The sequence below is a fragment of the Pantoea sp. 9140 genome (genome assembly GCF_000745295.1).
Taxonomy (GTDB): Bacteria; Pseudomonadota; Gammaproteobacteria; order Enterobacterales; family Enterobacteriaceae; genus Pantoea; species Pantoea vagans.
In genome coordinates this window covers 61,586-87,943 of the sequence record NZ_JQNO01000003.1, presented here as the reverse complement: position 1 = coordinate 87,943, position 26,358 = coordinate 61,586, and the positions used below count along the sequence as shown (strand labels likewise).

The 26,358-nt window shown below is 50.5% G+C and carries 25 protein-coding genes; 17 read left to right on the top strand and 8 right to left on the bottom strand.

From position 1 onward, the window contains the following. The first annotated feature begins 3 nt into the window (after nucleotides 1-3). From FA92_RS21975 to FA92_RS21925, 11 genes are all read left to right on the top strand, one after another. Nucleotides 4-321: a hypothetical protein gene (locus tag FA92_RS21975; protein WP_013356579.1), complete on the top strand. Its 318-nt coding sequence runs from the start codon at nucleotides 4-6 to the stop codon at nucleotides 319-321. Between the two features lie 9 nt (nucleotides 322-330). After that, nucleotides 331-552 (top strand): hypothetical protein, encoded by a 222-nt coding sequence (locus tag FA92_RS21970; RefSeq protein WP_013356580.1) that lies wholly within the window; start codon nucleotides 331-333, stop codon nucleotides 550-552. A gap of 104 nt (nucleotides 553-656) precedes the next feature. Beyond that, nucleotides 657-1,187 carry a fimbrial protein gene (locus tag FA92_RS21965; RefSeq protein ID WP_033785251.1) on the top strand — a complete coding sequence of 177 codons (531 nt, stop codon included), beginning with the start codon at nucleotides 657-659 and terminating at the stop codon, nucleotides 1,185-1,187. A 61-nt stretch (nucleotides 1,188-1,248) separates the two neighbouring features. Further along, nucleotides 1,249-1,986 carry a molecular chaperone gene (locus FA92_RS21960; RefSeq protein ID WP_051926588.1) on the top strand — a complete coding sequence of 246 codons (738 nt, stop codon included), beginning with the start codon at nucleotides 1,249-1,251 and terminating at the stop codon, nucleotides 1,984-1,986. A 26-nt stretch (nucleotides 1,987-2,012) separates the two neighbouring features. Then, entirely contained in the window at nucleotides 2,013-4,598 is a 2,586-nt protein-coding gene (locus FA92_RS21955) for a fimbria/pilus outer membrane usher protein (RefSeq protein WP_051926586.1), read from the top strand. 12 nt (nucleotides 4,599-4,610) lie between these two features. Then, nucleotides 4,611-5,672 carry a fimbrial protein gene (locus FA92_RS21950; protein ID WP_033785250.1) on the top strand — a complete coding sequence of 354 codons (1,062 nt, stop codon included), beginning with the start codon at nucleotides 4,611-4,613 and terminating at the stop codon, nucleotides 5,670-5,672. Nucleotides 5,673-5,727: 55 nt separating this feature from the next. Further along, nucleotides 5,728-6,390: a response regulator transcription factor gene (locus FA92_RS21945; RefSeq protein ID WP_033785249.1), complete on the top strand. Its 663-nt coding sequence runs from the start codon at nucleotides 5,728-5,730 to the stop codon at nucleotides 6,388-6,390. Nucleotides 6,391-6,426: 36 nt separating this feature from the next. Then, nucleotides 6,427-7,749, top strand: coding sequence for a TolC family outer membrane protein (locus tag FA92_RS21940; RefSeq protein WP_033785248.1), 1,323 nt, complete (start codon nucleotides 6,427-6,429; stop codon nucleotides 7,747-7,749). A gap of 25 nt (nucleotides 7,750-7,774) precedes the next feature. After that, nucleotides 7,775-9,034: an HlyD family efflux transporter periplasmic adaptor subunit gene (locus tag FA92_RS21935; RefSeq protein ID WP_013356587.1), complete on the top strand. Its 1,260-nt coding sequence runs from the start codon at nucleotides 7,775-7,777 to the stop codon at nucleotides 9,032-9,034. 17 nt (nucleotides 9,035-9,051) lie between these two features. After that, nucleotides 9,052-11,235 (top strand): peptidase domain-containing ABC transporter, encoded by a 2,184-nt coding sequence (locus FA92_RS21930; protein WP_033785247.1) that lies wholly within the window; start codon nucleotides 9,052-9,054, stop codon nucleotides 11,233-11,235. Continuing rightward, on the top strand, nucleotides 11,228-11,659 hold the full coding sequence (locus FA92_RS21925; protein WP_013356589.1) for a DcrB-related protein: 432 nt from the start codon (nucleotides 11,228-11,230) through the stop codon (nucleotides 11,657-11,659). The genes FA92_RS21930 and FA92_RS21925 overlap by 8 nt, the downstream gene beginning before the upstream one ends. 75 nt (nucleotides 11,660-11,734) lie before the next feature. Here the strand turns inward: FA92_RS21925 and FA92_RS21920 are convergent, their stop codons facing one another. The 5 genes from FA92_RS21920 to FA92_RS21900 all read right to left on the bottom strand — a co-directional run bounded on the left by FA92_RS21920 (nucleotide 11,735) and on the right by FA92_RS21900 (nucleotide 16,023). Continuing rightward, nucleotides 11,735-12,232, bottom strand: a complete 498-nt coding sequence (locus FA92_RS21920; protein ID WP_033785246.1) for a FidL-like protein — start codon at nucleotides 12,230-12,232, stop codon at nucleotides 11,735-11,737. Next, complete coding sequence (locus FA92_RS21915; RefSeq protein WP_033785245.1) at nucleotides 12,229-13,062, bottom strand: winged helix-turn-helix domain-containing protein; 834 nt, start codon at nucleotides 13,060-13,062, stop codon at nucleotides 12,229-12,231. Before FA92_RS21915 ends, FA92_RS21920 begins: the two co-directional genes overlap by 4 nt. Nucleotides 13,063-13,236: 174 nt before the next feature. Beyond that, nucleotides 13,237-14,160 (bottom strand): substrate-binding domain-containing protein, encoded by a 924-nt coding sequence (locus tag FA92_RS21910; RefSeq protein ID WP_033785243.1) that lies wholly within the window; start codon nucleotides 14,158-14,160, stop codon nucleotides 13,237-13,239. A 70-nt stretch (nucleotides 14,161-14,230) separates the two neighbouring features. Then, complete coding sequence (locus FA92_RS21905; RefSeq protein WP_033785242.1) at nucleotides 14,231-15,010, bottom strand: TIM barrel protein; 780 nt, start codon at nucleotides 15,008-15,010, stop codon at nucleotides 14,231-14,233. Next, nucleotides 15,010-16,023, bottom strand: a complete 1,014-nt coding sequence (locus tag FA92_RS21900; RefSeq protein WP_033785241.1) for a Gfo/Idh/MocA family oxidoreductase — start codon at nucleotides 16,021-16,023, stop codon at nucleotides 15,010-15,012. The genes FA92_RS21905 and FA92_RS21900 overlap by 1 nt, the downstream gene beginning before the upstream one ends. A gap of 465 nt (nucleotides 16,024-16,488) precedes the next feature. Here FA92_RS21900 and FA92_RS21895 point away from each other — a divergent pair, with 465 nt between their 5' ends. The 4 genes from FA92_RS21895 to FA92_RS21880 all read left to right on the top strand — a co-directional run bounded on the left by FA92_RS21895 (nucleotide 16,489) and on the right by FA92_RS21880 (nucleotide 21,856). Next, entirely contained in the window at nucleotides 16,489-18,450 is a 1,962-nt protein-coding gene (locus FA92_RS21895) for a sigma-54-dependent Fis family transcriptional regulator (protein ID WP_033785240.1), read from the top strand. A gap of 156 nt (nucleotides 18,451-18,606) precedes the next feature. Further along, nucleotides 18,607-19,221, top strand: a complete 615-nt coding sequence (locus FA92_RS21890) for a TetR/AcrR family transcriptional regulator (RefSeq protein WP_013356598.1) — start codon at nucleotides 18,607-18,609, stop codon at nucleotides 19,219-19,221. Nucleotides 19,222-19,449: 228 nt separating this feature from the next. Beyond that, nucleotides 19,450-20,730: a beta-ketoacyl-ACP synthase II gene (gene fabF / locus FA92_RS21885; protein WP_013356599.1), complete on the top strand. Its 1,281-nt coding sequence runs from the start codon at nucleotides 19,450-19,452 to the stop codon at nucleotides 20,728-20,730. Nucleotides 20,731-20,968: 238 nt separating this feature from the next. Beyond that, complete coding sequence (locus FA92_RS21880; protein ID WP_033785238.1) at nucleotides 20,969-21,856, top strand: ROK family protein; 888 nt, start codon at nucleotides 20,969-20,971, stop codon at nucleotides 21,854-21,856. A gap of 54 nt (nucleotides 21,857-21,910) precedes the next feature. Here the strand turns inward: FA92_RS21880 and FA92_RS21875 are convergent, their stop codons facing one another. The 3 genes from FA92_RS21875 to FA92_RS21870 form a co-directional block, all read right to left on the bottom strand. Next, on the bottom strand, nucleotides 21,911-22,873 hold the full coding sequence (locus FA92_RS21875; RefSeq protein WP_033785237.1) for an Rpn family recombination-promoting nuclease/putative transposase: 963 nt from the start codon (nucleotides 22,871-22,873) through the stop codon (nucleotides 21,911-21,913). A 515-nt stretch (nucleotides 22,874-23,388) separates the two neighbouring features. Continuing rightward, on the bottom strand, nucleotides 23,389-23,511 hold the full coding sequence (locus FA92_RS23795; protein WP_013356603.1) for a hypothetical protein: 123 nt from the start codon (nucleotides 23,509-23,511) through the stop codon (nucleotides 23,389-23,391). 8 nt (nucleotides 23,512-23,519) lie between these two features. Continuing rightward, on the bottom strand, nucleotides 23,520-24,308 hold the full coding sequence (locus FA92_RS21870; RefSeq protein ID WP_033785235.1) for a MipA/OmpV family protein: 789 nt from the start codon (nucleotides 24,306-24,308) through the stop codon (nucleotides 23,520-23,522). Nucleotides 24,309-24,437: 129 nt separating this feature from the next. On the opposite strand from FA92_RS21870, the gene FA92_RS21865 reads away from it, so the two are divergent. Both FA92_RS21865 and FA92_RS21860 read left to right on the top strand, forming a co-directional pair. Beyond that, complete coding sequence (locus FA92_RS21865) at nucleotides 24,438-25,133, top strand: response regulator (protein ID WP_033785233.1); 696 nt, start codon at nucleotides 24,438-24,440, stop codon at nucleotides 25,131-25,133. Next, the gene (locus FA92_RS21860) at nucleotides 25,130-26,299 is read left to right on the top strand and encodes an ATP-binding protein (RefSeq protein ID WP_033785231.1); all 1,170 of its coding nucleotides are present in this window, start codon (nucleotides 25,130-25,132) and stop codon (nucleotides 26,297-26,299) included. Before FA92_RS21865 ends, FA92_RS21860 begins: the two co-directional genes overlap by 4 nt. Nucleotides 26,300-26,358 lie beyond the last annotated feature (59 nt).

The following is a 26,358-nucleotide window of genomic DNA, read 5'->3' as shown; positions in this document are numbered from 1 at the left end:
TAAATGAGAGAGTTAACATCTGTTGAAATGCAGAACGTTTCAGGCGCAGGTTTTTTTGATTTCATCGGTTCAGTCGTTGTAGGTGCAGCTGCAGGTATTACTGCTTTCGGTCTTAAATGGGCCATGAGCGGCGGTAGCGCGGGCGGCGTCCTGGGCGTTGGTATTATCTCTGGCGGTGTTGGTCTGATCGTGGGTGCCGTTGTGGGGCTGGTCGATGGCGCACTTTATGGCGCGATGAATGGCTGGGAAACAACTGCAGGCTGGTTCAATAATATAGTTGAAAACCAGCTTGACCTGGGAACAGGTGTAATTACTGCATAAGGAAAAATCATGCGTGAATTGAAAACAAATGAAATTGACGGCGTTAGTGGCGGCTCATTAACTTCCGTCATTTTAGATTTCTTTAAACAGATTGGCGGAAGCTCCAAAGAAAAAACTGAGTGGGTACGTCCGGAATCAATACCAGAAGCTAACCCGGTTAGCGGTACTGCTTTTGGCATGGGTATTGTCGGTGTTGCTGCGGCCGTAGTTTTCGGCCTGCTGATGTTCTGATTTACCAGGAAGGCGACAGACTTCCGGGAAGGAATGAGCGCTTGTCATAAAAATCAATCGCTCATAATTAAATGTTGTTCACTATTTTATACAAAGGAAAGTATATGAAAAAGGTATCCATGGTTGCTATGGGTCTGCTGCTGGCAGCGGCACAGGTTAGTGCAGCAGAAGCTTCAGATGGCACAATTAACTTCACCGGCACCATTGCATCTCAGACCTGTACCGTAAGCGTTAACGGCGGAAGCAGTACTGCCACCGTTACCCTGCCGAAAGTAGCAGCCGGTGTATTAAATGCGGCAGGTGCCGTTGCGGGCAACACTCGCTTTACTCTGGCGCTGAGCGACTGCTCCGCAACAACTGGCGATGTCTACGCTTACTTTGAGCAGGGCGCTGGTGTGAACGCCAATGGTCGCCTGACTAACACGGGTACTGCTACAGGTGTTGATCTGCAACTTCTGGACAGCGCTAACAACGCCATCAATGCAGGCAGCACTGAACAGTCTACCGCTCCTGCAACTGTCGCTCTGACTGCAGGAGCTGGCACCCTGTCTTACTCAGCTCAGTACTATGCAACTGCTGCTGCAGAAGCGGGTACCGTTGCGTCAACAGTAAACTATTCAATCAATTACCTGTAATTGATTATGGTGAGGGCAATGCCCTCACCACTCTTCTCCTTTCATCACTTCAGTTAATATCATGAAAAAAAAAAGTTTTAAATTTTTGATCTCCTGTTTGCTCACTTGCGCAATGACTTCGTCTGCCTTTGCCAGTGTGACCATCATTGGTACCCGGGTAATCTACCCCGCTTCCGAGAAAGAGGTTACTGTTCGTCTGGATAATCGCGGCGATCATCCCGCGCTTGTTCAGGCATGGGTTGATGACGGAAATCCTGACGAAGCAGTAGATAAAATAAATGTTCCTTTCGTTTTATTACCTCCGGTTTTCCGTATGGAGGCGAATAAAGGACAAACGTTACGGATTGTTTTTACGGGCGCCAGACTGCCCACCGACAAAGAGTCTATCTTCTGGCTTAATGTCCTTGATATACCTCCTCGTGATAAAAGTCTGGCTAATCAGAACCAGCTGCAAATGGCAATCCGGAGTCGCATCAAGATTTTTTATCGTCCAGTTCAGTTTGATACAGCCCAGGCCAATAAAGCTGCGTCAGGACTGGTATGGCGTCACGGTCAAAGACCTAATTTTCTTTCCGCAACTAACAACTCACCTTTCTACGTTAACGTCTCACAGATTAATGCAGAAGATAACGCAGGTCATAAATTAGTCAGTGAAAAAGGGGAAATGCTGGCACCAGGCGAAACAAAAGAGTTCCCGTTGAAAGGCATGAGCACAAGTCAAATAAAAACAACATTTAAGTATCAGTATCTGGACGACTTTGGTGCAGCACGTAAGGTTGAAAGCAAAATAAACGAGTAGCTTTTGATAATTATCCAGGGGAAATTATGATGGCAAGGACGGTATTTTTTAATAAACCAACTGGCAAAACTTTTTATCGCTCTTTTTTGGCGCTGTTCCTGACCGCAGCAACTCAGTCAGCGATTGCTGAAACTGCTTATGATTTCGATGAATCATTTGTAAAAAATTTAGCTGGTGTAAAAGTAGACGTTTCCCGCTACGCAACTGGTAACCCCATTGATCCCGGGGTCTACACGCTGGATATCTTTTTGAATGGCCGTCAGATTAGTCGGGAGAATGTTCAGGTTGTGCGTGAGGGAGCAGGTACTAAAGCCTGTCTTTCTTATGATCTGGTAAAAAGCCTTTCCATTAAAGATACAGTCTTCAGCTCTGAGCAAGCTGAAGAGTTACGTTCAGGTAAGCAATGTATAGCACTGGAAGATGTGGTTAAGGAGAGTCATGCCGCAATCAACTCCGCTGATATGCAGATGGACATCTCAATTCCACAGATTTATTTGCTGCGCTCAGCACGTGGCTATGTCGCTCCAGAATTCTGGGATAAGGGCGAAACGGCGTTAACACTTAACTATGACACCAACTATTATCGCTCTGTTAACGACGGACGTGAATATGACTCTTTTTATGGCAGGGCGCTGGCAGGTTTTAACCTTGGCGGCTGGATGTTTCGTCATGATGGCTCATTAAGCTGGCGACGCCAGCAAGGTAAGGACTCTCATCATTATAATGCCATCAACACCTATGTTCAGCGTGATATCCCGCAACTGAAATCACGCTTACTGTTAGGTGAAGGTAATACGAGTGGCGAGCTCTTTGATACCCTCGCTTTCCGGGGTGCGCAGATATCGACTGTCGATCAAATGTGGCCTGATTCACAACGTGGTTACGCACCAGAAATTCGTGGCGTTGCACGTACTAATGCTCAGGTAACTGTATCGCAAAACGGTAGTAAAATTTATGAGACAACCGTTTCGCCAGGCCCCTTTAATATCTCCGACCTCTACCCTACCGGCTACGGTGGCGACTTAGATGTCACTGTAAAAGAAGCTGACGGCAGCGAAACGCGTTTTTCAGTTCCTTATGCAGCCATGACGAGACTGAAGCGCCCGGGTATGACGTTCTACTCTGTGACGGGAGGTGTGTCGCGTAAAGACAACATGGCTTATACGCCTTCTGTTTATCAGGGCACCATTCAGCATGGCTTTACCAATAGTCTGACCGGTTATACCGGTGTGCTGGGATCAGACAACTATATCTCTGCGCTGTTAGGCGGTGCATTTGGGTTACCGATCGGCGCTATCTCTCTTGATATCACTGGTGCTCAGACAAAATATGGCGATGAGAAAAAGCAGGGTGTGAGCTATCGTGCGACCTACAGTAAAAAAGTTTCTCAGACTGACACCAACTTTACCCTCGCAGCGTATAGATTTTCGTCATCAGGCTATTACAGCTATGACAATGCACTGCAAATTAATAACTATTACAAAAAGAATAAAACCAACGGGACAAATTATCTCTCCCGGCCTAAACAACGCTTTTCACTGACTGCCAGCCAAAATTTTGGGGAGTCATATGGGAATATCTATCTTACTGGTTTCGTTCAAAATTACTGGAACAGCACCGGTACAAACACCCAATTTCAGTTAGGCTATAATAATAGAATTGGTCGCGTGTCCTATACATTGTCAGCAAACCGATTATTATATTCAACCGGCGGGCATGACACGCAACTCTCACTCGACTTCTCTATACCACTTGGTAGTGAAAGTAAAAATTATGTAACTGGAAGCGCCACACATAATAAAGAGGGTGTAACTGCTCAAACTGCACTTAATGGTGTACTAGGTGAGAATGATCAATTTAGCTATAACGTAGGTGCTGCACGCGATATCGATAATAAAAAATCAGGTTCGTTCGGTGGTCAATATCGCTCACCTTACAGCATGCTGACAGCAGCATATACTAAGGGTGAAAACTATTATTCAGCCTCGGCAGGCGCCAGTGGAACAGTTATTGCGTTACCTGATAGCATTAACTTTAGTGCTTATCAGTCGACAACGTATGCTGTAGTAAGCGCCGATGATGCAGCAGGTGCCCGCGTGTACGGTTATCCCAACATAGTGCTGGACGGAAGCGGCAGAGCAATTGTACCTAATCTTAATCCGTACAGAATAAATGAACTGGCGATTGATCCAAAAGGTATTCCACTTGATGTTGAGCTGGAATCAACTCAACAGCGAGTTATTCCTGTTGAAGGTGCTGTAGTCAGACTGGACTATAAAACCAGTAAGGGAAAACCACTTTTAATAAGGGCAAATCAGCCAAATGGCAATGCCTTACCATTTGGTGCATCAGTTAATGATGAAAATGGCAATCTGGTGACTACTGTTTCACAGGGTGGTCAGATTTACGTCAGGCTGAATAAAGATGTCAGCCGTCTGCATGTTTCATGGGGGAAAACGGCAAATGACAAGTGCCTGGTTAACCTTGAATCTGGTGCCGTTCAGTCCAGTGAAAATCAGACACTGGCGAGATTAACGACAACCTGCAGTAGCGATCAAGTGCAGCCGGTACGGTACGCATCTAATACCGACAATAAAGATACACAGGGTTAATGGGGTAACATCATGTTTTTAATTTCAGGAAAGAAAGTAATGCGCCTCATTGGCTCAGTTTCATTAATATTAAGTCTGATGCTGATAGCTACTTTCAATGTTAATGCAGCGGGTACCTCAACGGATGTGACACTGACGTGTAAAATAACATCAAGTACATCGTTAGTTGATGTGAGCTCATTGGGCATTAATATTTCAGCAGCTGTGCCAGTGGGTACGATCGTTTATAGCGGCACGGCAACTGCTAACTTCAAATGTGCTCTGGATAATTTGCAGCAGTACTTAGATGGATTAAGCGGTGAGGTCTATTTTAAGCGCAAGGCGATTGACGCGAGTGCCCTGGGTTATGGATTGACGTTATATACTGGCTATGGCGGAGAGATGAGTACCGATGCCGCAAGTATTGCAACCGGTATCATGATTAGTACTTATGCCTTAACCAGCGGCGGAACCGTGGGCACCTATACAGATGTCTCTCTCAACGTACCCTATCAGATTGTAAAGACCTCCAACTCTATGTCAGCATCGACTTCTCTAAAGAGCTATGTAAACGCTTTTGATGTTGGTTCGTTAGTATCAGGTAAAGATGTATCATTCAACTTCACTAATATTAAAACAGGTATCACAGTTAAAGATCAGACATGCTCAGTCGCCGGTGATACCAATCTGCCTGTGCCATTAGGTAGTTACACCACGAACCCTACTAGCGGTTTAGGATCAGGAATCGGCCAGACTAGCGCTACAACCGCGTTTAATATTCAGCTTAACTGTGAGGCACTTCTTTCGGGTTCGTTTGATGTGATGATGCAGTTGGATGGTGATGCGTCTAGCGGATTATCGGATTTGGGTGTGGTGGCACTTAACTCGGCCTCAACAGCGAGTGGTGTCGGTGTACAAATCCTCAATGAAAATCAGCAGCCGATAGCACTCGCTACACCGTTTAACATTGCGACTTACCCGCTCTCATCTGCCTTAATCACAGTGCCACTCTATGCACGTTATTATCAGACGGCGACGAAAATAAATCCCGGCTCGGCCAATGCAGTAGCAACGTATACGCTTAGTTACCAGTAATCAGCAGGGCTCTGCGGAGCCCTTCTTCACATTTATCTACAGAAAAGGATTATCTGTGAATAAACCTAAGGAAAAAAGTAAGCTCAGGCTTGGTGTATCAGATGAAAGTCCATTTATTTTTTACTCCATCCAAAACATACTGGTAAAGGAGTTTTCAGAACTTGATATTATTTCTTATCCGGTTGAAGCTGATCATTTGCTGTCTGTTATCAGAGAGGATATGCCAGATATATTAATAACGGACTTCTGCTTTAATTTTGAGCGTAACGATGTTAATGGCGTGAAAAAAATAGAACAGATACATAAGAAAAACCCGGACTTAAAAACTATTATTTTTACTGCACAAAACAGTCAGGCTATTTTGAAAAGTATATTGCAAATCCCGGTTAATGCCATCGTACACAAGCGAGACGACATTCGTGATTTGGTCAAAGCATTCAATTGGGTTTGCTCATCCAATACAGGAATATACTACTCAGAACAGATGAAGAATTTAATGCTCTCTGCACCCGCAGATCCGGCACAAACACTTTTGTCGCCGTCAGAAGTAGAGGTCATTCGATTATTCGCCATTGGATATAGCCTGATGGAGATAGCAAAAGCACGTAAACGTAGCATAAGCACCGTTGCAACACAGAAATACAACGCCATGCGTAAGCTACAGCTGCAATCAAACACAGATTTGATTAAGTATGTTTTTGCACAGGAACTCATTTAATCACCTGGCACAAAATTTTTATATACAGCGAAAATCATGAAATTTCATAATCAGAACATTGCATTACTGGCACTAACCTGTACTCCATTTTTCACATCTGCAACCAACCTGCAGCAAGCTGCTCAGGCTGCATTGAGCTATGACTCAGCATTACAATCCAGTCAGATGACCAGTTCAGCAGATAAACAAAAATACTGGCAAGGCATGGCCGGAATGTTGCCAACATTAACTCTGGAAGGAAACTGGGATCGTCAGGAACAGCCTGATAAGAAATATCAGAGTGGGGTAACCAACCACAGTTACGATCTCAGCGTCAGACAACCGCTATTTGATATGAGTAAATATGCCGGATGGCGTAAAGGTGTTGCTATTGCCAACACTGCTGAAGCACAGGCAAAACAGGCTGAAGAGAAATTACTTAGCGCTATTAGCAATGCTTATTTTACAGTGCTTTATCAGCAGGAAGTTTTACAGGCCGCCAAAGCCGCCAGCCATAACTTTAGGCAACAAGAGCAAAAACTTCAGACCGGGTTAATCAATGGGCAGAATACCCGCACTGAACTGGACGAGGCAAAAGCTAACTACGCTCTGGCACAGGCTAAGGAAATAGAAGCTGGCAATCAGCTATTGCTGGCAGGCGAGGCATTTCGCCGTTTATCAGGTATCAGCCCGGACACTGTAGAACCAGTGAATTTTCAGTGCCTGAAAGCATCGCCTTATTCTTCTCTGACCGATGCAATTAATGCCAGCCAGCAGCGTAATACTGATATTAAAATTGCGCTTTTTCAGAATGATCAGGCAGACGCAGATGTTCTTGCGGCTGACGGCGCACACATGCCAGTGGTCTCGCTCTATGCGAGATACGGCAAGAACTGGAGTCGTAATGACGACGACGACAATATCCTGTATGACGCAATCTTCGGGACGAACTCAAAGAGTAATAACCTCCAATATGGCGTAAACGTTTCTGTTCCATTGTTTGCCGGCGGCAGTCAGGTTTCACAATCCTTTGAAGCAGCTTATCGTCGTCAGGCAGCAAAGTATTCCACGATGGAAGCACAACGCAAGGCGGCAACCGATACCCGTTCTGCCTGGCTTAGCCTGACCAATGGCAAAGCCTTAATCAGTGCTCAAAAGAATGCCGTCGACTCAGCACGTGAAAAAGTGGTGTCGGTCCAGTATGGCCGTGAAATGGGCTTTCGCACCGTTAATGATGAACTGGATGCTCAGCAAAAATATTACACCGCACTCAAAGATCAGGCTGAAGCACGCCTAAGTTATCTCAATGCCCTAATCAATCTGGCGCAAAGCACTGGATCGTTATCGCTCGACATGCTGAATTTTTTTCAGTGCCGTTAATCCCTTAATCATGATGAATCTATAAATGGAACAATCACTCTTTCGTCAGGAGGCGCTTGATGCCGCTAATCGGGGTAACCTGGGCATCGTAGCACTTTATTGTCCGCCCTATCGCTGGCTTGTTATTTCTGTGGTGATTTTTATTACTGCCGTTACAACCCTGTTTTTCATTTTCGGCAGCTATACGAAATATGAATCTTCTACCGGAGAACTGCTGCCTGAGAATGGCATGTTAGTCGTTCCTCCTCCTGTAAGCGCAACCGTGGTGGATATTCCGGTTAAAGAGGGACAACTGGTCAAAAAAGATGATGTTCTTATGGTGTTGTCATCCGAAGTCTCAACACAGATGGGACAGACACGTCAGGTTATCGCCGAAAATCTGGTGGCTCAGCGGGAACGACTTCAGCAGGATCTTCAGACGCTTGCCAAATTGCATGACGTCGAAATGAAAGGGTTATCCGACACCATCGCCAGTCTGAAACTCCAGCAGGAACAGCTGAGACTTCAGCTGTCACACCGCCGCAAACAGGTGGCGTTAGCGAAATTGCAACTGGATAAACTCAACGCTATGCATCTGGAGGGGTACGCCTCAAACCGTCAGCTGGAAGAACAGGAATCCAATCTGCTCGACAGCCAGGCACGTTACCAGGAGTACCAGCGTCAGCTGCTGGACACGTCGCAAAAAATTGTTCAGGCGGAGCAGCAACTGCATGAAAAGCCGCTGGATGATGAGAAAAAACGCAACGACATCGAACGGCAACTGGCAGATAACCGTCAGTCAATGGCAGAGAATGAAGCGCGCCGATCCATTGAGCTTCGTGCGCCGAAGAGTGGTTATGTCGGCATGATCATGGTCAAAAATGGTCAGATGCTGAACGCCGGTCAGTCGGCCATCGCGATTCTGCCTAACAATACCAACCTTGTTGCCCGCATCATGGTCAATACGCAATCCATTGGCTTTATCCAGCCAGGTCAGCGTGTCGTGCTGCGCTATAAAGCCTTTCCTTATCAGAAGTTTGGCCAACAATATGGCAAGGTGATCGAGGTCTCTCGAACCGCCCTCTCGCCTCAGGAAGTCACCACCTTAACCGGTAAAAACAATGTTCAGGAACAGCAGTACCGGGTTCTGGTCTCTCTGGATAAACAAACTATTTCTGCTTATTCGCAGAATGAAAAACTGAAGCCTGGTATGGCGCTGGATGCCGACTTTATTGTTGACAAACGTCGTCTCTATGAATGGGTACTGGAGCCGATTTTCGCGCTGGGACACAAAATTTCTCTCTGATTTATAAGGTCTGTTCTGTGTTGTTATTAGAGAAACTCAATTTCAAATGGTTTAACCGCTTACCGATGATTCGTCAGTCACAGGCAGCGGAGTGTGGTCTGGCTTGTCTTGGCATGATAGCTAATTATCACGGCCATCAGATCGACATGATCACGTTACGTCGTCAGTTCGCTACATCGCTCAAAGGCGCCACACTGGCTGATGTCATCGCTATGGCACAACAGCTCAATATGACTTCCCGCGCACTGCGAGTGGAAATGGAAGAGCTGTCTAAACTGCGCATGCCCTGCATTCTTCACTGGGAACTGAACCACTTTGTGGTATTGAAGAAAGTACGCGGCAATAAAATCACCATTCACGATCCCGCGCGTGGGATCCGCGAACTGACCTTTAAAGAAGCATCGACCGCCTTTACCGGTGTCGCGCTGGAGCTGGTTCCCTCTTCCACCTTTGAAGTAAAAGAAGAGAAAGAAAGCATCTCAATGATGAAGCTGGTGGGCAGCGTGACCGGGGTAAAGTCTGCCTTTGCTCAGGTGCTCATCCTCTCAATCGCACTGGAGCTATTCGGCGTCCTCGGCCCCTTCTTTATGCAATGGGTGATGGATATGGTGCTGGTTTCTGCTGACTATTCTTTACTGTCGCTGCTCGGTGTGGGCTTTATCATGATCGCGCTGTTTCAGACTATCGTTACAGCGTTGCGCTCATGGGTAATGAGCTGGTTCTCAAGCCAGCTTAGTGTGCAGTGGACCATAAACGTCTGTCACCATATGTTAAAGCTGCCGCTGGAATGGTTCGAATCACGCCACGTCGGAGACATTCTTTCTCGTTACGGTTCGCTTAATACGATTCAGAGTACACTGACTTCCCGTTTCATCAGCACCGTACTGGACGGTGTCATGTCAATCGTTACGGTAGTGATGCTTTTCATCTATAACGCGCAACTGGCGTGGCTGGTCATTGGACTTTTTCTCGCCTATGCACTGCTGCGTTTTATGGCCTACGATCCGGTTCGCCGCGCCAATGAAGAACAAATCATCAGCTCGGCCCGTACCCAGTCGTCTCTGCTTGAAACGCTGCGTGGGATCCAGGCGGTTAAAACCAATAATAAACAGGTACCCCGACTCTCGGCTTACATGAACTTTCTGGTGGATACCACCAATAAAGGCATCGTGATTCAGAAGCTCAACATCCTGTTCGGTTCGGCTCAGGGACTGCTAACCTCAGTGGGCCGTGTGGTTCTGGTCTGGCTTGCTGCCCTGCAAGTTTTGGATGGCAACTTCTCTGCCGGTATGCTGACCGCCTTTATCAGCTTTTCAGATCAATTCATGAGTCGCGGTTCAGGTTTGATCAATGCCATCATCGATTTCCGTATGCTGAGAATGCATGGTGAACGCCTTGCCGATATTGTTCTGTCTGAAACAGAAGTCAGTTCTGAGGGCAATCCAGGTCTGGTTAGTAAGGAAACCGACAAGGAGACAGACGTACCGCAGGATATCAAGCTTATCAATCTCCGTTTTCGTTATGCGCCGACTGAACCCTGGGTTGTCGATGGTGCAAATCTGGAGATTAAAGCGGGTGAAAGCCTTGCCATCGTGGGGCCATCCGGCCAGGGTAAAACTACGATGGCCAAACTTATTCTTGGCCTGCTACACCCGGAAGAAGGCACCATCACCGTGGGTGGCATGGACATCACTCAGACCGGACTTGAACATCACCGTAATCGCATCGGCTGCGTAATGCAGGATGACATTCTCTTTTCAGGCTCAATCAGCGAGAACATCAGCTTCTTTGATAACGAACCCGATCACGCAAAAATTACCCGCGTGGCCCGTCTGGCTCAGATTCATGGCGATATCATGAAAATGCCGATGAATTATCAAAGCCTTGTAGGTGATATGGGCTCGTTTTTATCAGGTGGCCAGCTACAACGTATCCTGCTGGCGCGCGCACTCTATCGCGAACCTAAAATCCTGGTACTGGATGAGGCCACCAGTCATCTGGATATCTATAACGAAGCCCAGATCAACAACGCAATTAAGCAGATGATGATCACCAGAATCATCATTGCACACCGTCCGGAAACTATCCGCAGTGCCGATAAAATCGTCCTGTTAAATAACGGTAAGCTCAGCGAAGTCACGGCAGAGCAGTTATTTGGCCAGACAACAACCCATAATAAAACGGAGATTACCCATGGATAAGACTATTTGCCGCTTCACTGAAGGCACAATTACCTTGCCGGAAGGCTACTGCGAACGAACACTGAATACGCTGGCTGATACCCGATCTGTTCTGCCACCAATCACTATTTCCCGTGATAAGTTAGGCGACCATAACAACCCGGAAGAGTATATCCTTAGCCAGCTCGCTATCCTGCAAAAGCAGATGAAAGACTGGCAACAGGAAGCCCATCAGCCAGTAGTTTTGGGGGACAACCTGACTACGGGAATCATGATCAGTTATGATTTCCTGCGACCAGATAATCTTCGTCTTTATCAGAAACAAGCTTTATTCACGCTTAATATGGAAGACATATTGATTTTCTCTCTGTCGAAGGCGAGTCCTATTACCGCAGCAGATCTTCAGTTGTTCTCAGATACGCTAAAGAGTTTCCGTACCTGGTAATCAGTCGTGTACAGATAAAAAAACCGGAAGGGAGTTAACTCTTCCGGTTTGCGTTTCACTAATCAGTTACTGCGTTTAGTAACGCTGGCAGGTGAAAAGATAGGAGAGCGGCCCGCCGACCAGATAAGTTTTTTTATCAATTTGCGTGATATCCAGTTGCAGATAACCAGGATCGAGTGTGATCTCTGCCAGGAGAAGATTAAACACAGCATCCGATGTAGTGTCGTTAGTTGAAGTAATGGTCGTTCTTAATTTGTAGCGATAAGTGTCGCTATCGATTTTATTACCGGCACTCAGTGCAATACGTCGATTAAGGATGGTCACCTTATCACCAAAAGTAACCTGCCCATTCATTAACAGATAGCCGAGCTTAGAATCAATAAAACGTAAATCCTGAGAAACAACAAACTCAATCTTTTGATCATCATGACGGCTAAGATCGTAGCGGCTGAATGCTGAGCAGCGGAAAGGCAGGTCGTCAGGCCGGGGCTTCACGTAATTAATTCCCGCGAAGACCAGCAGCAGCATCACAGCCAGGGTTATCGTCAGCGTGAGGGTAGCGTTCCGTTTCAAAGCGGTCTCCAGTCAAGATAATAGAAGTTATCGCAGGAAACGATATGGCCACTGCTGTTTAGGTTACAGGCGGAAAGAATGGTCCTGCCATAATCTTTAGTTGTGAATGCCGTGTTTTTATCGAAATAGATGCGTCGTCCTGATACACAGGATTGATTATTCTCTTTAAGGATTTCCAGAATCTGCTTATCCAGTGACTTTTGCTCAAAAACATCCAGCCCCTGAATAATGACCGCCTCGCAACCACCTTCCAGTTTGATGGTACTCATAGCAGAATTCTTTGCAGCGGGATCCCCTGAAGTGATGTACCTGAAAGCACCACCCAGCAACATCAGCATGATAAGGACGACTATGACCTGTCTTAAGTTGAAAAAAGATTTTTTAACAGGCTTGTTTGCGATAACTGGATCGGATGATAGTGAGTAGCTATCCTGGCTGGAATCAACATTTTCCTCAGGCATTTCATCAGCCTGAAGCTTCCCCACAACCACAGCCGGGGAGTGTTTATGTTCAATTTTAATGTCAGTATTTAGTCGGATGCCGATTTTCGGAATGGTGATAATCAGATTTTCACAACCATAAGCCGCAAGCGCTCTGCGCAGAATACTCAGATACTGGTTCAGATTACTGTTTGATCCACGCAGCCCATATTTATCCCAGACTTCGGTCAGCAGGGTTTCGCGCGCCAGTATTTCTCCCTGGGAATTCAGTAACTGCTCAAACAGCCGGCCCGATGAAATACTCAGACTCAGCGTGTCCTGAGTAGGAATATGGCTCAGCGTACAATCATCTGAATTATAGGTAATCTGGTCATCGATAATGTAAATCATTAAGAAATCACTGAATTTGCGCTCATTTCCGACAGTATAATTCAGCTGATCTCAAGAAGCACGAATGAGTCCTGAATCAATCAACGCATAGAGGTGACGTTTAACTGGCATTAAAATGCGACAGGCATGAAGATCTGCAGCCTGCCGCATCGTTCTCGTGATTAATTCCGGCTTTCAGGGCTGATTCTCTGCGGCAAACGCCGGGTAATTAGCCTGCGTGATAGTCTTATAGGGGATCCAGTTCAACGGGTCGACTTTCTGTTTATCCAGCAACGCCTTAACGATCTTAACCGCTCCTGTCGCCTGCCCCTTAGCATCCTGGAAAATTGTCAGCGTCATCTTTCCATTTTTAACAAACTGCTGACCGTCGGGCGTACCATCAATTCCGGCGACCAGAATGTGACTGTTTTTCGCCTGACTCAGCGCCATGATCGCGCCGATGGCCATTTCATCATTATTTGCAGCAATCGCATCAATGGGTCGCTGATTAAGCAGCCATCCCGACACCACGTCTACCGCTTCATTGCGCTGCCAGCGTGCGGTCTGTTTTTCAATCACCGCCATCTGCTTATATTTAGCGATCACAGCTTCAACAGCGCGTGTCCGTTCACGCGCTTCTTCGTTCGATAATGCACCCATTAAAATAGCGACATTGCCACGGTAGTTCATCTGTTTTGCCAGCGCCTCCATCTGCATCTCACCTCCCAGAGCAGAGTCCGAACCGACATAGGCCATATTGACCGGCAGTTTCACTTCCGGCTTGCGGTTAACAAACACCAGCGGAATGCCTGCGGCTTCTGCCGCTTTCACCATCGGCAGTATGCCCTGGGTATCGACCGGATTAAGAATAATTGCATCCACGCCCTGATTGATAAAATCCTCAACCTGCTGAACCTGAAGCGCAACATCACCTTTGGCATCGACAAACTGCCCCTCCATATTCAGCGCCTTTATCTCACCCACCATCTGAGTTCGCAGAATTGAGACGAAGTTAAGGTCGAAATTCGCCAGTGCAACCCCGATTTTTGGTGTTTTCGCCCAGGCAGTAACGCTAATCAGCAGGCTGAGCAGCAGTGCTAACAACATTCTGGTTTTCATCGTGTATTCCTGTAGGGTAATTTTTATTGAGTAAACCACCGGGCAACAGGCAAATACCCGGTGGAATCGCTTATAACGTAAAATGATTGCGGAACTGCGCCAGCGCGGTTTCGCTGTCACCTGCGGCCCAACCCTCCAGCGCAATAACGCCGCTGTAGCCCATGTGATTCAGCGTACGGGCGATGGCACGATAGTTAATTTCTCCGGTGCCCGGCTGCATCCGGCCCGGCACATCGGCTACCTGAATCTCCCCGATGGCGTCACCACAGCGGCGGATAAGCGCGATCAGATTTCCCTCTCCAATCTGCGCATGATAGAGGTCAAGGTTCATCTTCAGAGCCGGGCTGCTGACCGCTTCGACCAGAGCCAGCGTATCGGCAGCTCGCGCAAATGGCGTACCCGGATGATCCACCGCCAGATTGAGGTTTTCGAGGGTAAAAACCCGACCGGCTTGTTCGCCCAGTGCAGCCACACGGCGCAGGGTGTCGGCCGCTTTAAGCCACATCTCGCCGGTCACCAACTCAATCGGACGAACCGCCTGGCCGCTGGCATCCAGTCCGGTGCCATGCAGATTCAGGCGCGGGCAGTTCAGACGTTCTGCAACCGCCAGTGAGGTTTCTGCGCTTTGCAGTAGCTGCGCAATCTCATCATCATCGGTCAGGTTCCCGCTGAGGTAGCCTGTCATGGAGGTAAAACGTGCGCCTGTTGCCACCAGCGCGTCGATATCTTTATTAGCCCAGTTCCAGATCTCCACCCCAAATCCCAGCGCATGGATCTTTTCCACACGCGCGATAATGGGCAGATCGAGAAACACCATCTCGGCACAGACTGACAGCTGATAACCGGCCATTAGCGTGCTCCCAGCAGAATGGGTTTACGTTGTCTGACTGATTCAATGCAGGCCAGCGCAATTTCCAGCGCGTTGCGCGCATCGGTGCCGGTCGCACGCGGTTTATCACCGTGCAGAATTGAGCGCGCAAACTCTGTCATTTCAGCAACATATGCCTCACGCAGCAGATCTGTATCCAGCCGGGAGGTGGCGATTGCAATACCGTCGGCGTGATAGCGTACGCAGTTATCCTGATTGATATTGCCTGTCTGCAGCATGCCTTTGCTGCCAAACACTTCGCCGCGAACGTCATAGCCGTAAACGGCCTGGAAGCTGGCTTCCGCCGTGGCTATCGCTCCGTTATCAAAGCGAATTGTCACCACCGAGGTATCAAGTAACCCTTTATCTTTAAAATCAGGCCGTACCAGCGCATCAGCCAGCGCATAGACTTCGACAGGTCGCGCCCCCGGATTAAAGTGCAGCAGAGTGTCAAAATCATGGATCAGGGTTTCAAGAAAGATGGTCCATTGCGGGATCGGGGCCGGATCGCGCAGGCCTGGATCGCGGGTCACAGAGCGGCTTAACTGGGTGGTGCCATTGTTGCCCGCCCTGATCGCTTCAATGGCTGCGGCGAAGCCCGTACTGAACCGACGATTGAACCCGACCTGCAACACGACCCCCGCGTCCACAGCGGCAGCGATAGCCCGATCGGCTTCCTGCAGCGTCACCGCCATCGGTTTTTCGCAGAAAATATGTTTGCCCGCCTGCGTGGCGGCGATCACCAGTTCAGCATGCGTGCGGGCGGGTGTAGCAATAGCAACCGCATCTATTTCACTGTCATTAAGCAACGCCTGGATATCGGTATAGGCTTTCTGCACTCCCAGCCGATCCGCCAGTTGCTGCGCTGCGCCAGGCTGCAGATCGGCAACGGCTGTCAGCCGGGCGCCGGGCACCCGTAGCGCCAGGTTTTCTGCATGAAAACTGCCCATGCGGCCAGCGCCAATCAATCCCACTCGTACCGTTTTAAGACTCATAACTGCTCCTGTCATTTATTGTCAGCCCGTCAGAGCTGGGTAGGGTTCGGAGTTCGCCTGCACTTCAGCAGCAAAACGACCGGATTCTGAACGCATCATTGGCTCAGTGTGTTCCGGCAAAACGCGCCATCCATTTTGCCGGCCCGTCAGTGCCGGATGTTCCGTTCAGGACTCAGTGACGCCGGACAACATCGGGATATCAAAGCCGGAGGTCGTGCCGTTCTGTCATGCCGTAAGTCAGATAAACAGCAGTAACTTCAGATTTTGTTTACGCATAACCGCTTAACTTTCAGGTTATTTTTAACCGGTGAGCGTTATCAACAGCGTTGCAAAGCGGATGCCAGTTTTTAAGCAGGTGTTTCTGTGAACGCGCTCGCAGAAGCCTCTTCATAACTGAAACTAAAATGTACATGTCAACTTAACATGTCATTAAAATGGACATTTCATCAACGTCGGGAGAGTGGAATGCAATCGCTGCATGATTTATTGCCAAATAAAGAAGAGAGCGACGCCATATTCAACCTGCCGGACAGCAGTGACGCGGCACAGTGGGAAACACAGCTGGTGCGCGGCTGGCAGGCGTTTATCCAGGGTGAAAAGCCACACTGGATCCGCCGCAGTATTCTGCAATCCTGGGCACGCTCACGCGAGCATCACATCGATCCGACGCACTTCTGCTACACCCCGGTCGCCCCGTCAGAGCTGGCCGCTATCCTGAGTCATCACAGCGAGCTGATCGCCGTGGCTCATAGCGTGATGGAGAATCTGCTGGCCTATAATCCCGATGGACACATTAATCTGACCGATGCTCAGGGCGTTGTGCTGAGCTTCTGCGGCAGTGACCTGACGCCGGTTGGCAGCGTTCTGCGTGAGGAAATTCTGGGCACGAACTGCACCGCGCGCTGCCTGCGCGAGCAGCGGCTGGTATACGTGCTGAGTGGGGAAAACTGGAAAATCGCACTGCGTAAACGTAACCGGCAGTGTGCCGCAGCGCCCATCCGGGATGCCAGCGGTCAGATGACTGGCGTGCTGACGCTGACCGCCACTCCTGATAACTTCAATGCCCATACGCTGGGAACGGTACAGGCCGCCGCAGAAGCGATCGGCCAGCAGCTGACGCTGCGCCGCCTGCTGGCCGAGCAGCAGTCGATACTGGAAAACCTGAATGAAGGCGTGGTGGTCTGCGACCGCGAGGGACGCATCAAAACGCTGAATCGCTATGCGCGTCAGATCTTTGCCGGTCTTGATGCCGGTAACGCTTCGATTGACCAGCTGCTGCAACCTCAGTCTGGTTCGCTGCTTACCCTGCCCTGCTGCAATGACCGTGAGATGGTTTTCCGCCCTGATGGCAGGCACAGCGTCTCCTGTCTGGTCTCGCTGATGCCGGCCCCGGACGGCGGGCGTATCCTCTCGCTTCGGGAAAACCAGCGCATTCGCGCCATTACGCGACGGGTTCTCGGCGTCAGCGCCAGTTATACCTTTGATATGATACGCGGTCAGGCCCCCACGCTTCAGCAGGCGCTTCAGGATGCCCGCGCCAGCAGTCGCAGTGACAGTACCGTTCTGCTGACCGGTGAAAGCGGAACCGGCAAAGAACTGTTTGCTCAGGCGATCCACAACGCCAGTAGCCGGGCAAATGAGTCCTTTGTCGCCGTCAACTGCGGCGCGCTGCCGCGTGATCTGGTACAGAGCGAGCTGTTCGGCTACGTCGATGGTGCCTTTACCGGTTCACGGCGCGGTGGGTCGGCAGGCAAGTTTGAACTGGCCGACGGGGGCACACTGTTTCTGGACGAGATTGGCGAGATGCCGCTGGAGGCACAGACCAGCCTGCTACGCGTGCTGCAGGAGAGTGAAGTACTGCGCATCGGGGCAGCGTATCCGGTAAAAGTGGATGTCCGTATTATCGCGGCGACCCACTGCGATCTGCAAAGCGCAGTCGAACAAGGTGCCTTCCGGCGTGACCTGTTCTATCGCCTGAATGTCATTTCGCTGACCATCCCCGCCTTGCGTGAACGGCAAAGCGATATTCCCGATCTGGTGAATACCTTTATCCGCACGCTGTGTCAGCGGCTGAATAAACTGCCTCCGCAGGTCAGTCCTGAAGCAATGAACGCTCTTGAGGACTGGCACTGGCCTGGCAACGTGCGTGAGCTGGAAAATCTGGTGGAGCGAATCGTCAATCTTTGCCAGAGCCATATTATCGACCTCGCCGATTTGCCGCCCGCGATGGTGACCCGCAGTGATGCTGAAAACTCTACGTCTGCCAGCAGTCTGCTGCAGGATAATGAGCGAGCCTGCATCCTGCAGACACTGCGCGATCAGGGCGGAAATATGCGTCAGTCCGCTAAACTACTGGGTATTTCACGTACGGCGCTTTACAACAAGCTCAATCAATGGAACATCGCCATCGACACGCTGCGTCAGTAAATTAATCTTAAAACGCAGTAACTGGCCTGGCGGCCTGCAAGAATAATTCTTACGCGGCAATTCATAGCTTTTCGCCGCAGCAGGACTTAAAATGTGACCACCCATAACAGTGGTCACTGAATTTATCACCCACCTTCAATTTGTCAGGCTATCACAATGACCCAATCCGTAACGGACAGTGGAACGCGCGGTCCTGCCGATCACAATGTGCGTGACCAGATTGTCGAGGCTGCCATGCAGCACTTTGCGCATTACGGCTACGAAAAAACCACCGTCTCCGATCTTGCCCGGGCTATTGGTTTTTCCAAAGCCTATATCTACAAGTTTTTTGAATCGAAACAGGCGATTGGCGAAGTCATTTGTTCAAACCGACTGGCGATGATCATGGAGCGTGCTGAAACCGCGATCGCCGATGCTCCAGGTGCATCAGAACAACTGCGGCGGCTGTTTCAGACGCTTTCCGCCACCAGTACTGAGCTATTTTTTCACGAACGTAAACTCTATGACATTGCCGCTGTCGCATCGCGCGACCGCTGGCCCTCTGCCATGGCTTACGAAAAGCGGATTCTGAATCTGATTCAGCAGATCCTTCGCAGGGGTCGTGAAATGGGTGAGTTTGAGCGTAAAACTCCGGCTGACGACGCGGCAGAAGCTATCTATCGGGTAATCAGACCCTATGTCAGCCCTGTGCTACTGCAGTACAGCCTCGATGAGGCTGAGGCCGCTTCCACGCAACTGGCCGCACTGGTATTACGCAGTCTTGCCCCCTGAAAGAAGTGACTATTGACTTAATTAGTCACAAAGGCAAAGATAACGGCCTGTCTGATTATCGCTCAGGATCCTGATGCTGCTAAGCTTATCTCTGTCTGTTCACTTTCATACCAGCATTCGCATATCGCACCCTTCTGCTAAGGGTCTCGCTAATCGCGCTTCAGGCGCGCATCAACTTTCTGCGGCAGTATTTTATTCGCTGTCCGGACTGACTACGGGAGCAACCGCATGAGTCATTCAACCTCATCTCAACGCATCGTCATCACCGGCGCGGGTATCGTCTCGCCGCTGGGTTGTGGCGTTGAAACCGTCTGGCAGCGATTAACGGCGGGTGAATCGGGTATTCGCGTTCTGCCCGATGCGCTCACCGCAGGAACCGGTATTTCAGTGGGGGGCAGCGTGCCTGGCATCGAAGACGATCCGCTGGCCGGATATGACCCGGAGTCGTTCATTGCGCCAAAAGAGCGAAAAAAGATGTCGCGGTTTATTGAGTTTGCGCTGCTGGCAGCGGAAGAAGCGCTGAAGCAGGCAGGCTGGCATCCTGAAGATGCGTCTGCGCGTGAACGCACGGCTACGATCATTGCTTCTGGCGTTGGCGGCTTTGGTGCGATTGCCGACGCAGTGCGTACGACCGACGCGCGTGGTCCGCGCAGGCTCTCACCTTTTACTGCTCCCTCGTTTCTGGCGAACATGGCAGCCGGTCATATCTCAATTAAACACGGTTTCACCGGCCCGCTCGGCGCGCCTGTTACTGCCTGTGCAGCAGGCGTACAGGCTATTGGTGACGCCGCAAGATTAATCAGAAGTGGTGAAGCGGACATTGCGATTTGTGGCGGCACCGAAGCGGCGCTGGATCGCGTGACGCTGGGCTGTTTCGCAGCCGCGCGCGCACTATGCGCAGGATATGAAGATGAGCCGCACCACGCCTCACGTCCGTTTGATCGGGACAGAAGCGGCTTTGTCATGGCCGAAGGCGCTGGCCTGCTGGTCATTGAGTCGCTGGCCCATGCAGAGGCACGCGGAGCGACGCCGCTGGCGGAGATTGTCGGCTACGGCACCAGCGCCGATGCTTACCACCTTACGGCGGGTCCGGAGGATGGCAGTGGCGCTGCGCGGGCAATGAGGTTAGCTCTGCGACAGGCGGGTATCAGCCCGGATGACGTTCAGCATATCAATGCTCATGCAACCTCGACTCAGGTCGGCGATCACGGTGAGCTGTCCGCTATTCGCGCCGTTTTTGGCGATGATTCGCCGGTCGCGATCTCATCAACCAAATCCGCCACCGGCCATCTGCTGGGTGCGGCGGGTGGCGTTGAGGCGATATTCACACTGCTGGCCCTGTGCCATCAGCTTATTCCGCCAACACTGAACCTTTATCATCCCGATGAAGCAGCAGGCAGTCTTGACCTGGTGGCGCTTAAAGCCCGACCTGCCGCGCTGAACTATGCCATGTCGAACGGATTTGGTTTTGGCGGCGTCAATGCCAGTATTCTGCTACGTAAGTGGTAATGACGGCATATTGACGACTCAATCGACGCTGCCGGATATACTGGCAGCGTCGCTGATCACATCACCATCCAGCCTATACAGCGCATTCTGTTATTTCCTGTCTGCCACCAGTCTTCAGCCCTTCAGCATCAGCTTTATAAATCTGTACCTTTCCTGACAAAATTGCCGTCGCCTGGCCGTCTGCCCTTTTCTTTCAGCACTACAATTAATTGAATGAAAACAACTTCAGAGAACGTTGATGAAAATTGCAGCTTTCGATATTGGTGGTACCTCTTTAAAAATGGGTGTGATTGACGATCAGGGAAATATTCTGACCAGCGATAGTGCTGATATTTCCCATAACGCACGCGATAAAATACTTGATGAAATCCTGGCCTGGCTGGAGAAAAATCCCGGTTGTGCTGGTATTGCCGTCAGCACACCCGGTTATATTGATGCTGACGCTGGTTATATTGCCATGGGCGGCACCATACGTGACTTTGACCAGTTTCATCTGAGCCAGTGGCTGACAGAAAAAACGTCCCTGCCTGCTACCGTCGAAAACGATGCACACTGTGCACTGCTGGCTGAAAAGTGGCTGGGAAAAGCGAAAAAGCTCAACGATTTCCTGATGCTGACGATAGGCACCGGGTTAGGCGGAGCGGCCTTTTGCAATGGCGCACTGATTCGGGGTGGACGCAACCGGGCTGGCGAGTTTGGTTGCCTGCTGACGTCGCGTCCCACCAGCGGCAATATAGAACGCCACACCATGAGCCAGAGCTGTACCATGACAGCACTGCGGGAGAATTACAGCCAGCTTATTGATAAGCCTGCCGACGATGTCAGTGGTAAAGATGTCTTTGACGCATACGATCGTAATGAAGACGCCGCGCAGCAGGTGGTAAATAAATTTTATGCGGATCTTGCGGCCTGCTTATATAACCTGTTCAGCGTGTTCGACCCGCAGAGGGTATTTATTGGCGGGGGAATTACTGAGCGCGAACCCTTCCTCAAGGAATTGGGAGAGCAGCTGGCAAAATATGATCCTGATATCCGCATAGATGCCGCAACCTACGGTAACGACTCCGGCATGCTGGGCGCAACCTGGAATTACCTGCAGCGCCAGCCTGCGGGCAATAAGACCTGAGAGCTTTACTTTCCCTGAAGTGAAAAATTGCCATCAGGTCTTATCCGCAGAGGCTTAATGCTGGATGTTAGCCAGATCGTCTGAGGAAAGACCTGTCATTTCCATGATGGTTTTACGTTCAAGGCCGCGCTGTAACATAACGCGAGCGATTTCCAGAGTGGCTTCGCGCTTACCTTCACTGCGGCCTTTCTCCATTCCACGCTGTTCGCCCAGCTCAATACCTTCAGCGCGGCCTTTTTCTATACCTTTTGCGATACCTTTTTGCTCAAGCTGCTGTGCAATAGTCATCAGTGCATCTCCGTGTTGCGGCACCCGCTGTGCCAGTTCGCGAACGAAAGCTTCGTGATCAGCTGATTCACCTGCCTGCATTAAATAGTGTATCAGCGCCAATACCTGGGGTGAAGAAAGATAATCGGCCATCAGTAAGGTACTCAGACGGTCAATGATCGAAGCCATATCACGTTGATGAATATGCTTCTGCATCAGTGTCAGTGCGGCCATGCTACGGTGCTTCATGATTTCGTCATCAGGAATAACCGTGACGTCCACCAGCGGAAAAGCACTTCCATAGAGTTGTTCTGCCACAGCCGGATCATCAAATTCGTCGAACCAGCGGGTCGAATAAGGATAGGGCGAGCGCTTACCGGTGTAGAACAATACAGGTATCACCAGAGGCAGCTTTTTATGACCCGCTGCAAGATGCTGTTGCATAGCGGCAATCGCATAACGCATCAGACGAAACGCCATATGCCTGTCCGGTGTAGATTGATGTTCAATCAGAACGTGTATGTAGCCGTCCCCGGCTGAGGTTTTAAGACTGTACAGAACATCACTAAAATATTGCCGCAAATCGTCTTCGACAAAGGAGCCGGATTCAAGCTTAAGTGTGCCGAGATCGCAGATTTTACGCAGTTCTTCAGGAAGATGCAGCTGCATAAAATCTCTGGCAACATCCGGATTTGCCAGAAACTGTCGGAATGTCGCGTCATGGGGAACAGGGCTTTTTTTCTTTCTCATCGGTTTACTTTCTATAAGGTTCACATACTGACAGCTCAAGGAAAAGTGGTTTATCCAGGCCGGACGGCAATATTATCGTTGTGTTATCTGTGAATTAAAATGGCCTACGCCCATGATGAATTAACTGAAATTCTTAAAAGTAAAACCAATGCATTAAAAATAAGCCACCCCTTAATATAAAAAATAAATATCGTTACAAATCAGCAGGATGAGCACTGATGAACTGAAAAAAACCATGATTCCCCACATCCACCAACAAGATTAAAACCGGAATAAATAAGAGATAATGAATTATAAAAAAACGATCATTGCCTGAATCACCTGTTTTTTTCAGCATGATTTACCAATGATAAAACGGCTCAGTTTAAATTTATAAACCACGCCTGTTAATTAGCAGCATTACATTCACTAGCAAGGTATTTCTATTTCCTGCCAGCCGCTATATCAGCATTGATTTATTCGGTAACAGAATGACTTAATAACTGTAAGCGCTGCAGTGAATATTATTCATGTCCTTATCCCCGTATCGGCGCATCAAACAGACTCAGCGCCACGATGAGAAGGGCATAAACCAGCAGATAGAACAGAATCAGCGCAGCCAGCAACCGTCGATGGCTACGCATCTCACTTTTCTTCATGGTGCCATTCAGAAGGTGTAGCTCAATGCCAGCGTGGCCGAGGCACCATTGTGCCGGGCGACGATGGGGCTATCTGAAGCATGTTTATCCAGCCAGGTGTAATCGCCGATCACGCTGGCAGCCCAGGCGGGCGTGAACTGGTGACTCCATGTCAGGCTGGTGTCTGTGCCATAAAATCCACCCGCGGCGTTATAGCGTTTAAACCCGCTACGAGCACTCTGCTCGCTGCTCACGCCATACCAGGTGTTCATATAACGCGCATCGCCAGACAGACCTGCCACCTGCAGTACCACCGTATCGTCCTGGGTCTGCCAGGGGATCAGGGTTACAGACGTCCGGTACTGCACGCCCTGACTGTCACTTAATGGCAGCGTCGCTTTCCCCTCAACCACAAACCACGGGGTAACCGACCAGCCCACCGCCAGCGCGGTGTTAACCGTTGCGTCGATATTCCCCATGCCTCTGAGCCGGTCATCACCGTCGCGCCACGATGAGTTACGGTCAGAGCGGCCCAGCCCATAGCCCAGCGTATGTTCCAGATACAGCCCGTTATCCGCCTGCAGGTCATAACCAATGCCTTTTTGCGAGTCGAAAAAGAATGCTCCGTCGCGCGCCTGAATAACCGGCATCAGCTGCCAGTGCTGCTTATCTGCGCCGCTGTAGCGTGGGGCATTAATGCCCGCAATGCCCAGCGTCAGGCTGGGCGGTGGCGTGGCACTCTCATCAGCCATAGCAGTAGCGGCACTCAACCCCAGCGAAAAACAGACCATGTGAAGCGTTATTTTTCCGGTTATCATCACGTTTCCTCATTATCACATCAGGTGCGGAGCTGAGGGATTCAGTGCCGCGTCACTGTCCGGAGTATGCGAGGCGAGTGTCAATGAACGACCAGGGATTTATGAAGAAACAGTCAAGGTGATCCGAAAATGCAGTCAAAACGTGTACTGATTATTGAAGATGACGCAGATGCGGCGGGTGTACTTGAGGCCTACCTGAAACGTGAAAACTATGAGGTCATGATTGCCGGTGACGGACCCGGCGGGCTGGAAACCGCAGGACGCTGGCAACCCGATCTGATCCTGCTGGATATCATGTTGCCTGGCATGAATGGCACCGAAGTGCTGGCCGCGCTGCGTCGGCGTGACGATACCCCGGTAATCATGGTGACGGCGATGGGTGACGCGCCGGACCGCATCGGCGCGCTACGTTATGGTGCTGATGACTACGTGGTCAAACCCTACCATCCGGGCGAAGTCGTGGCGCGCGTTCAGGCCGTGCTGCGCCGCAGCCAGAGTCACGCGCCCGCCGCAGAATCGCTGCGCTGGGCGGGTCTGGTGGTTGATCCCCTGGCACTTACCGCCGTGGTTGATAGTGACAGTGATGCACCGCGCCGCCTGGATCTGACGCCTACCGAATTTTCTCTGCTGGTCACGCTGATGCGTGCCCCGACGCGGCCTTTTACCCGCCTGTTTCTGCTGGAGCACTGTCTGCCGGAAAGCGATGCTCTGGAGCGTGTAGTCGATACCCACGTCTATAACCTGCGCCGTAAACTGGAGGCTGCAGGCATCTCTGACGTCTTACCGGCAGTACGCAGCGTCGGTTACCGGTTCAGACAGCCATGAAGAACAATACGCATACCTCACTGTGGCGCTGGATCTGCATCCGGGTGCTGTTTCTGGCTATCGGCAGCGTGATCCTCATCGCCGCCTGTATGTGGTTGCGCTTTGCGGTGCAGGCGTTCTGGGTCTACCACCGGATGCCGCCCACGCTGCTCGATGAGTTCACGCAGCTGCGCCATCATCCCGCCAGCGATCCGGCACGCTTTCATCAGATTGTCGATCAGTGGTGGGGGATCAAATTTTCCGATCCTTCGCTGGCATCCTCTGACTGGCTGACCGTGCTGGTCCTGGTAGTGGTCACCATCCCGTTTATGGTGATGATGGCGCTGCGTTTCGCCCGTCCGCTGTCGGCGCAGTTCAGCCAACTGGCGACGGCGGCGCGTGCGGTGTCGAAAGGGGAATTTGGCCGGACGGCGGCGGTAGTGAAAGAAGCCCCACAGGAGCTGGTGCGCTTTACCGACGATTTTAACCAGATGACACAACAGCTGGCGCGCTACGATCGTGAGTTGCGCACCTCGCATGTGGCGATGGCACACGAACTCCGCTCACCATTGACAGCAGCGATGGGCCGCCTGCAGGGCATTCTGGACGGCGTCTTCCCTGCCGAGCCGCAGCAGCTGGCGATGATCATGAAGCAACTGACGCAGCTCAGCCGCCTGACCGATGAACTGCATCTGCTGTCACTGGCAGACGCCGGGCAGCTTACCCTCAACCGCGAGCGATTTAATCTCTCTGAGTTACTGCGCGAGCGTTCAGGCTGGCTGCTGCCACAGGCAGAAGAGTCGGGGGTCGTCATCAGCGTAATGGCACCCGGCGATCTGCTGCTCTGCGCCGATACCTTTCGCCTGGGTCAGGTCATAACCATCATCTGTGAAAATGCGCTGCGCTACGCCGCCGATGGTGGCGCATTGTTGATCACCGCCAACCAGAACGATAAGGCGACCACGCTGACTTTCCGTGATTACGGTCAGGGCGTAGAGCAAGACTTCCTGCCGCAACTGTTTGACCGCTTTACCCGGGCTGACTCCTCACGCGCCCGCCACTCCGGCGGCAGCGGGCTGGGGCTGTCGATCGCCAAAGTGATTATCGAGGCGCACGGCGGATCGCTGCACGCCACCCTGCCTGCCGAGGGTGGTCTGCTGATTGGGATAACGTTACCGGCGGGATAAATTTACTGACTTGACCATTTCTTGATGGTTCATGGAACGTTTCTGGACACAGGCCGGGT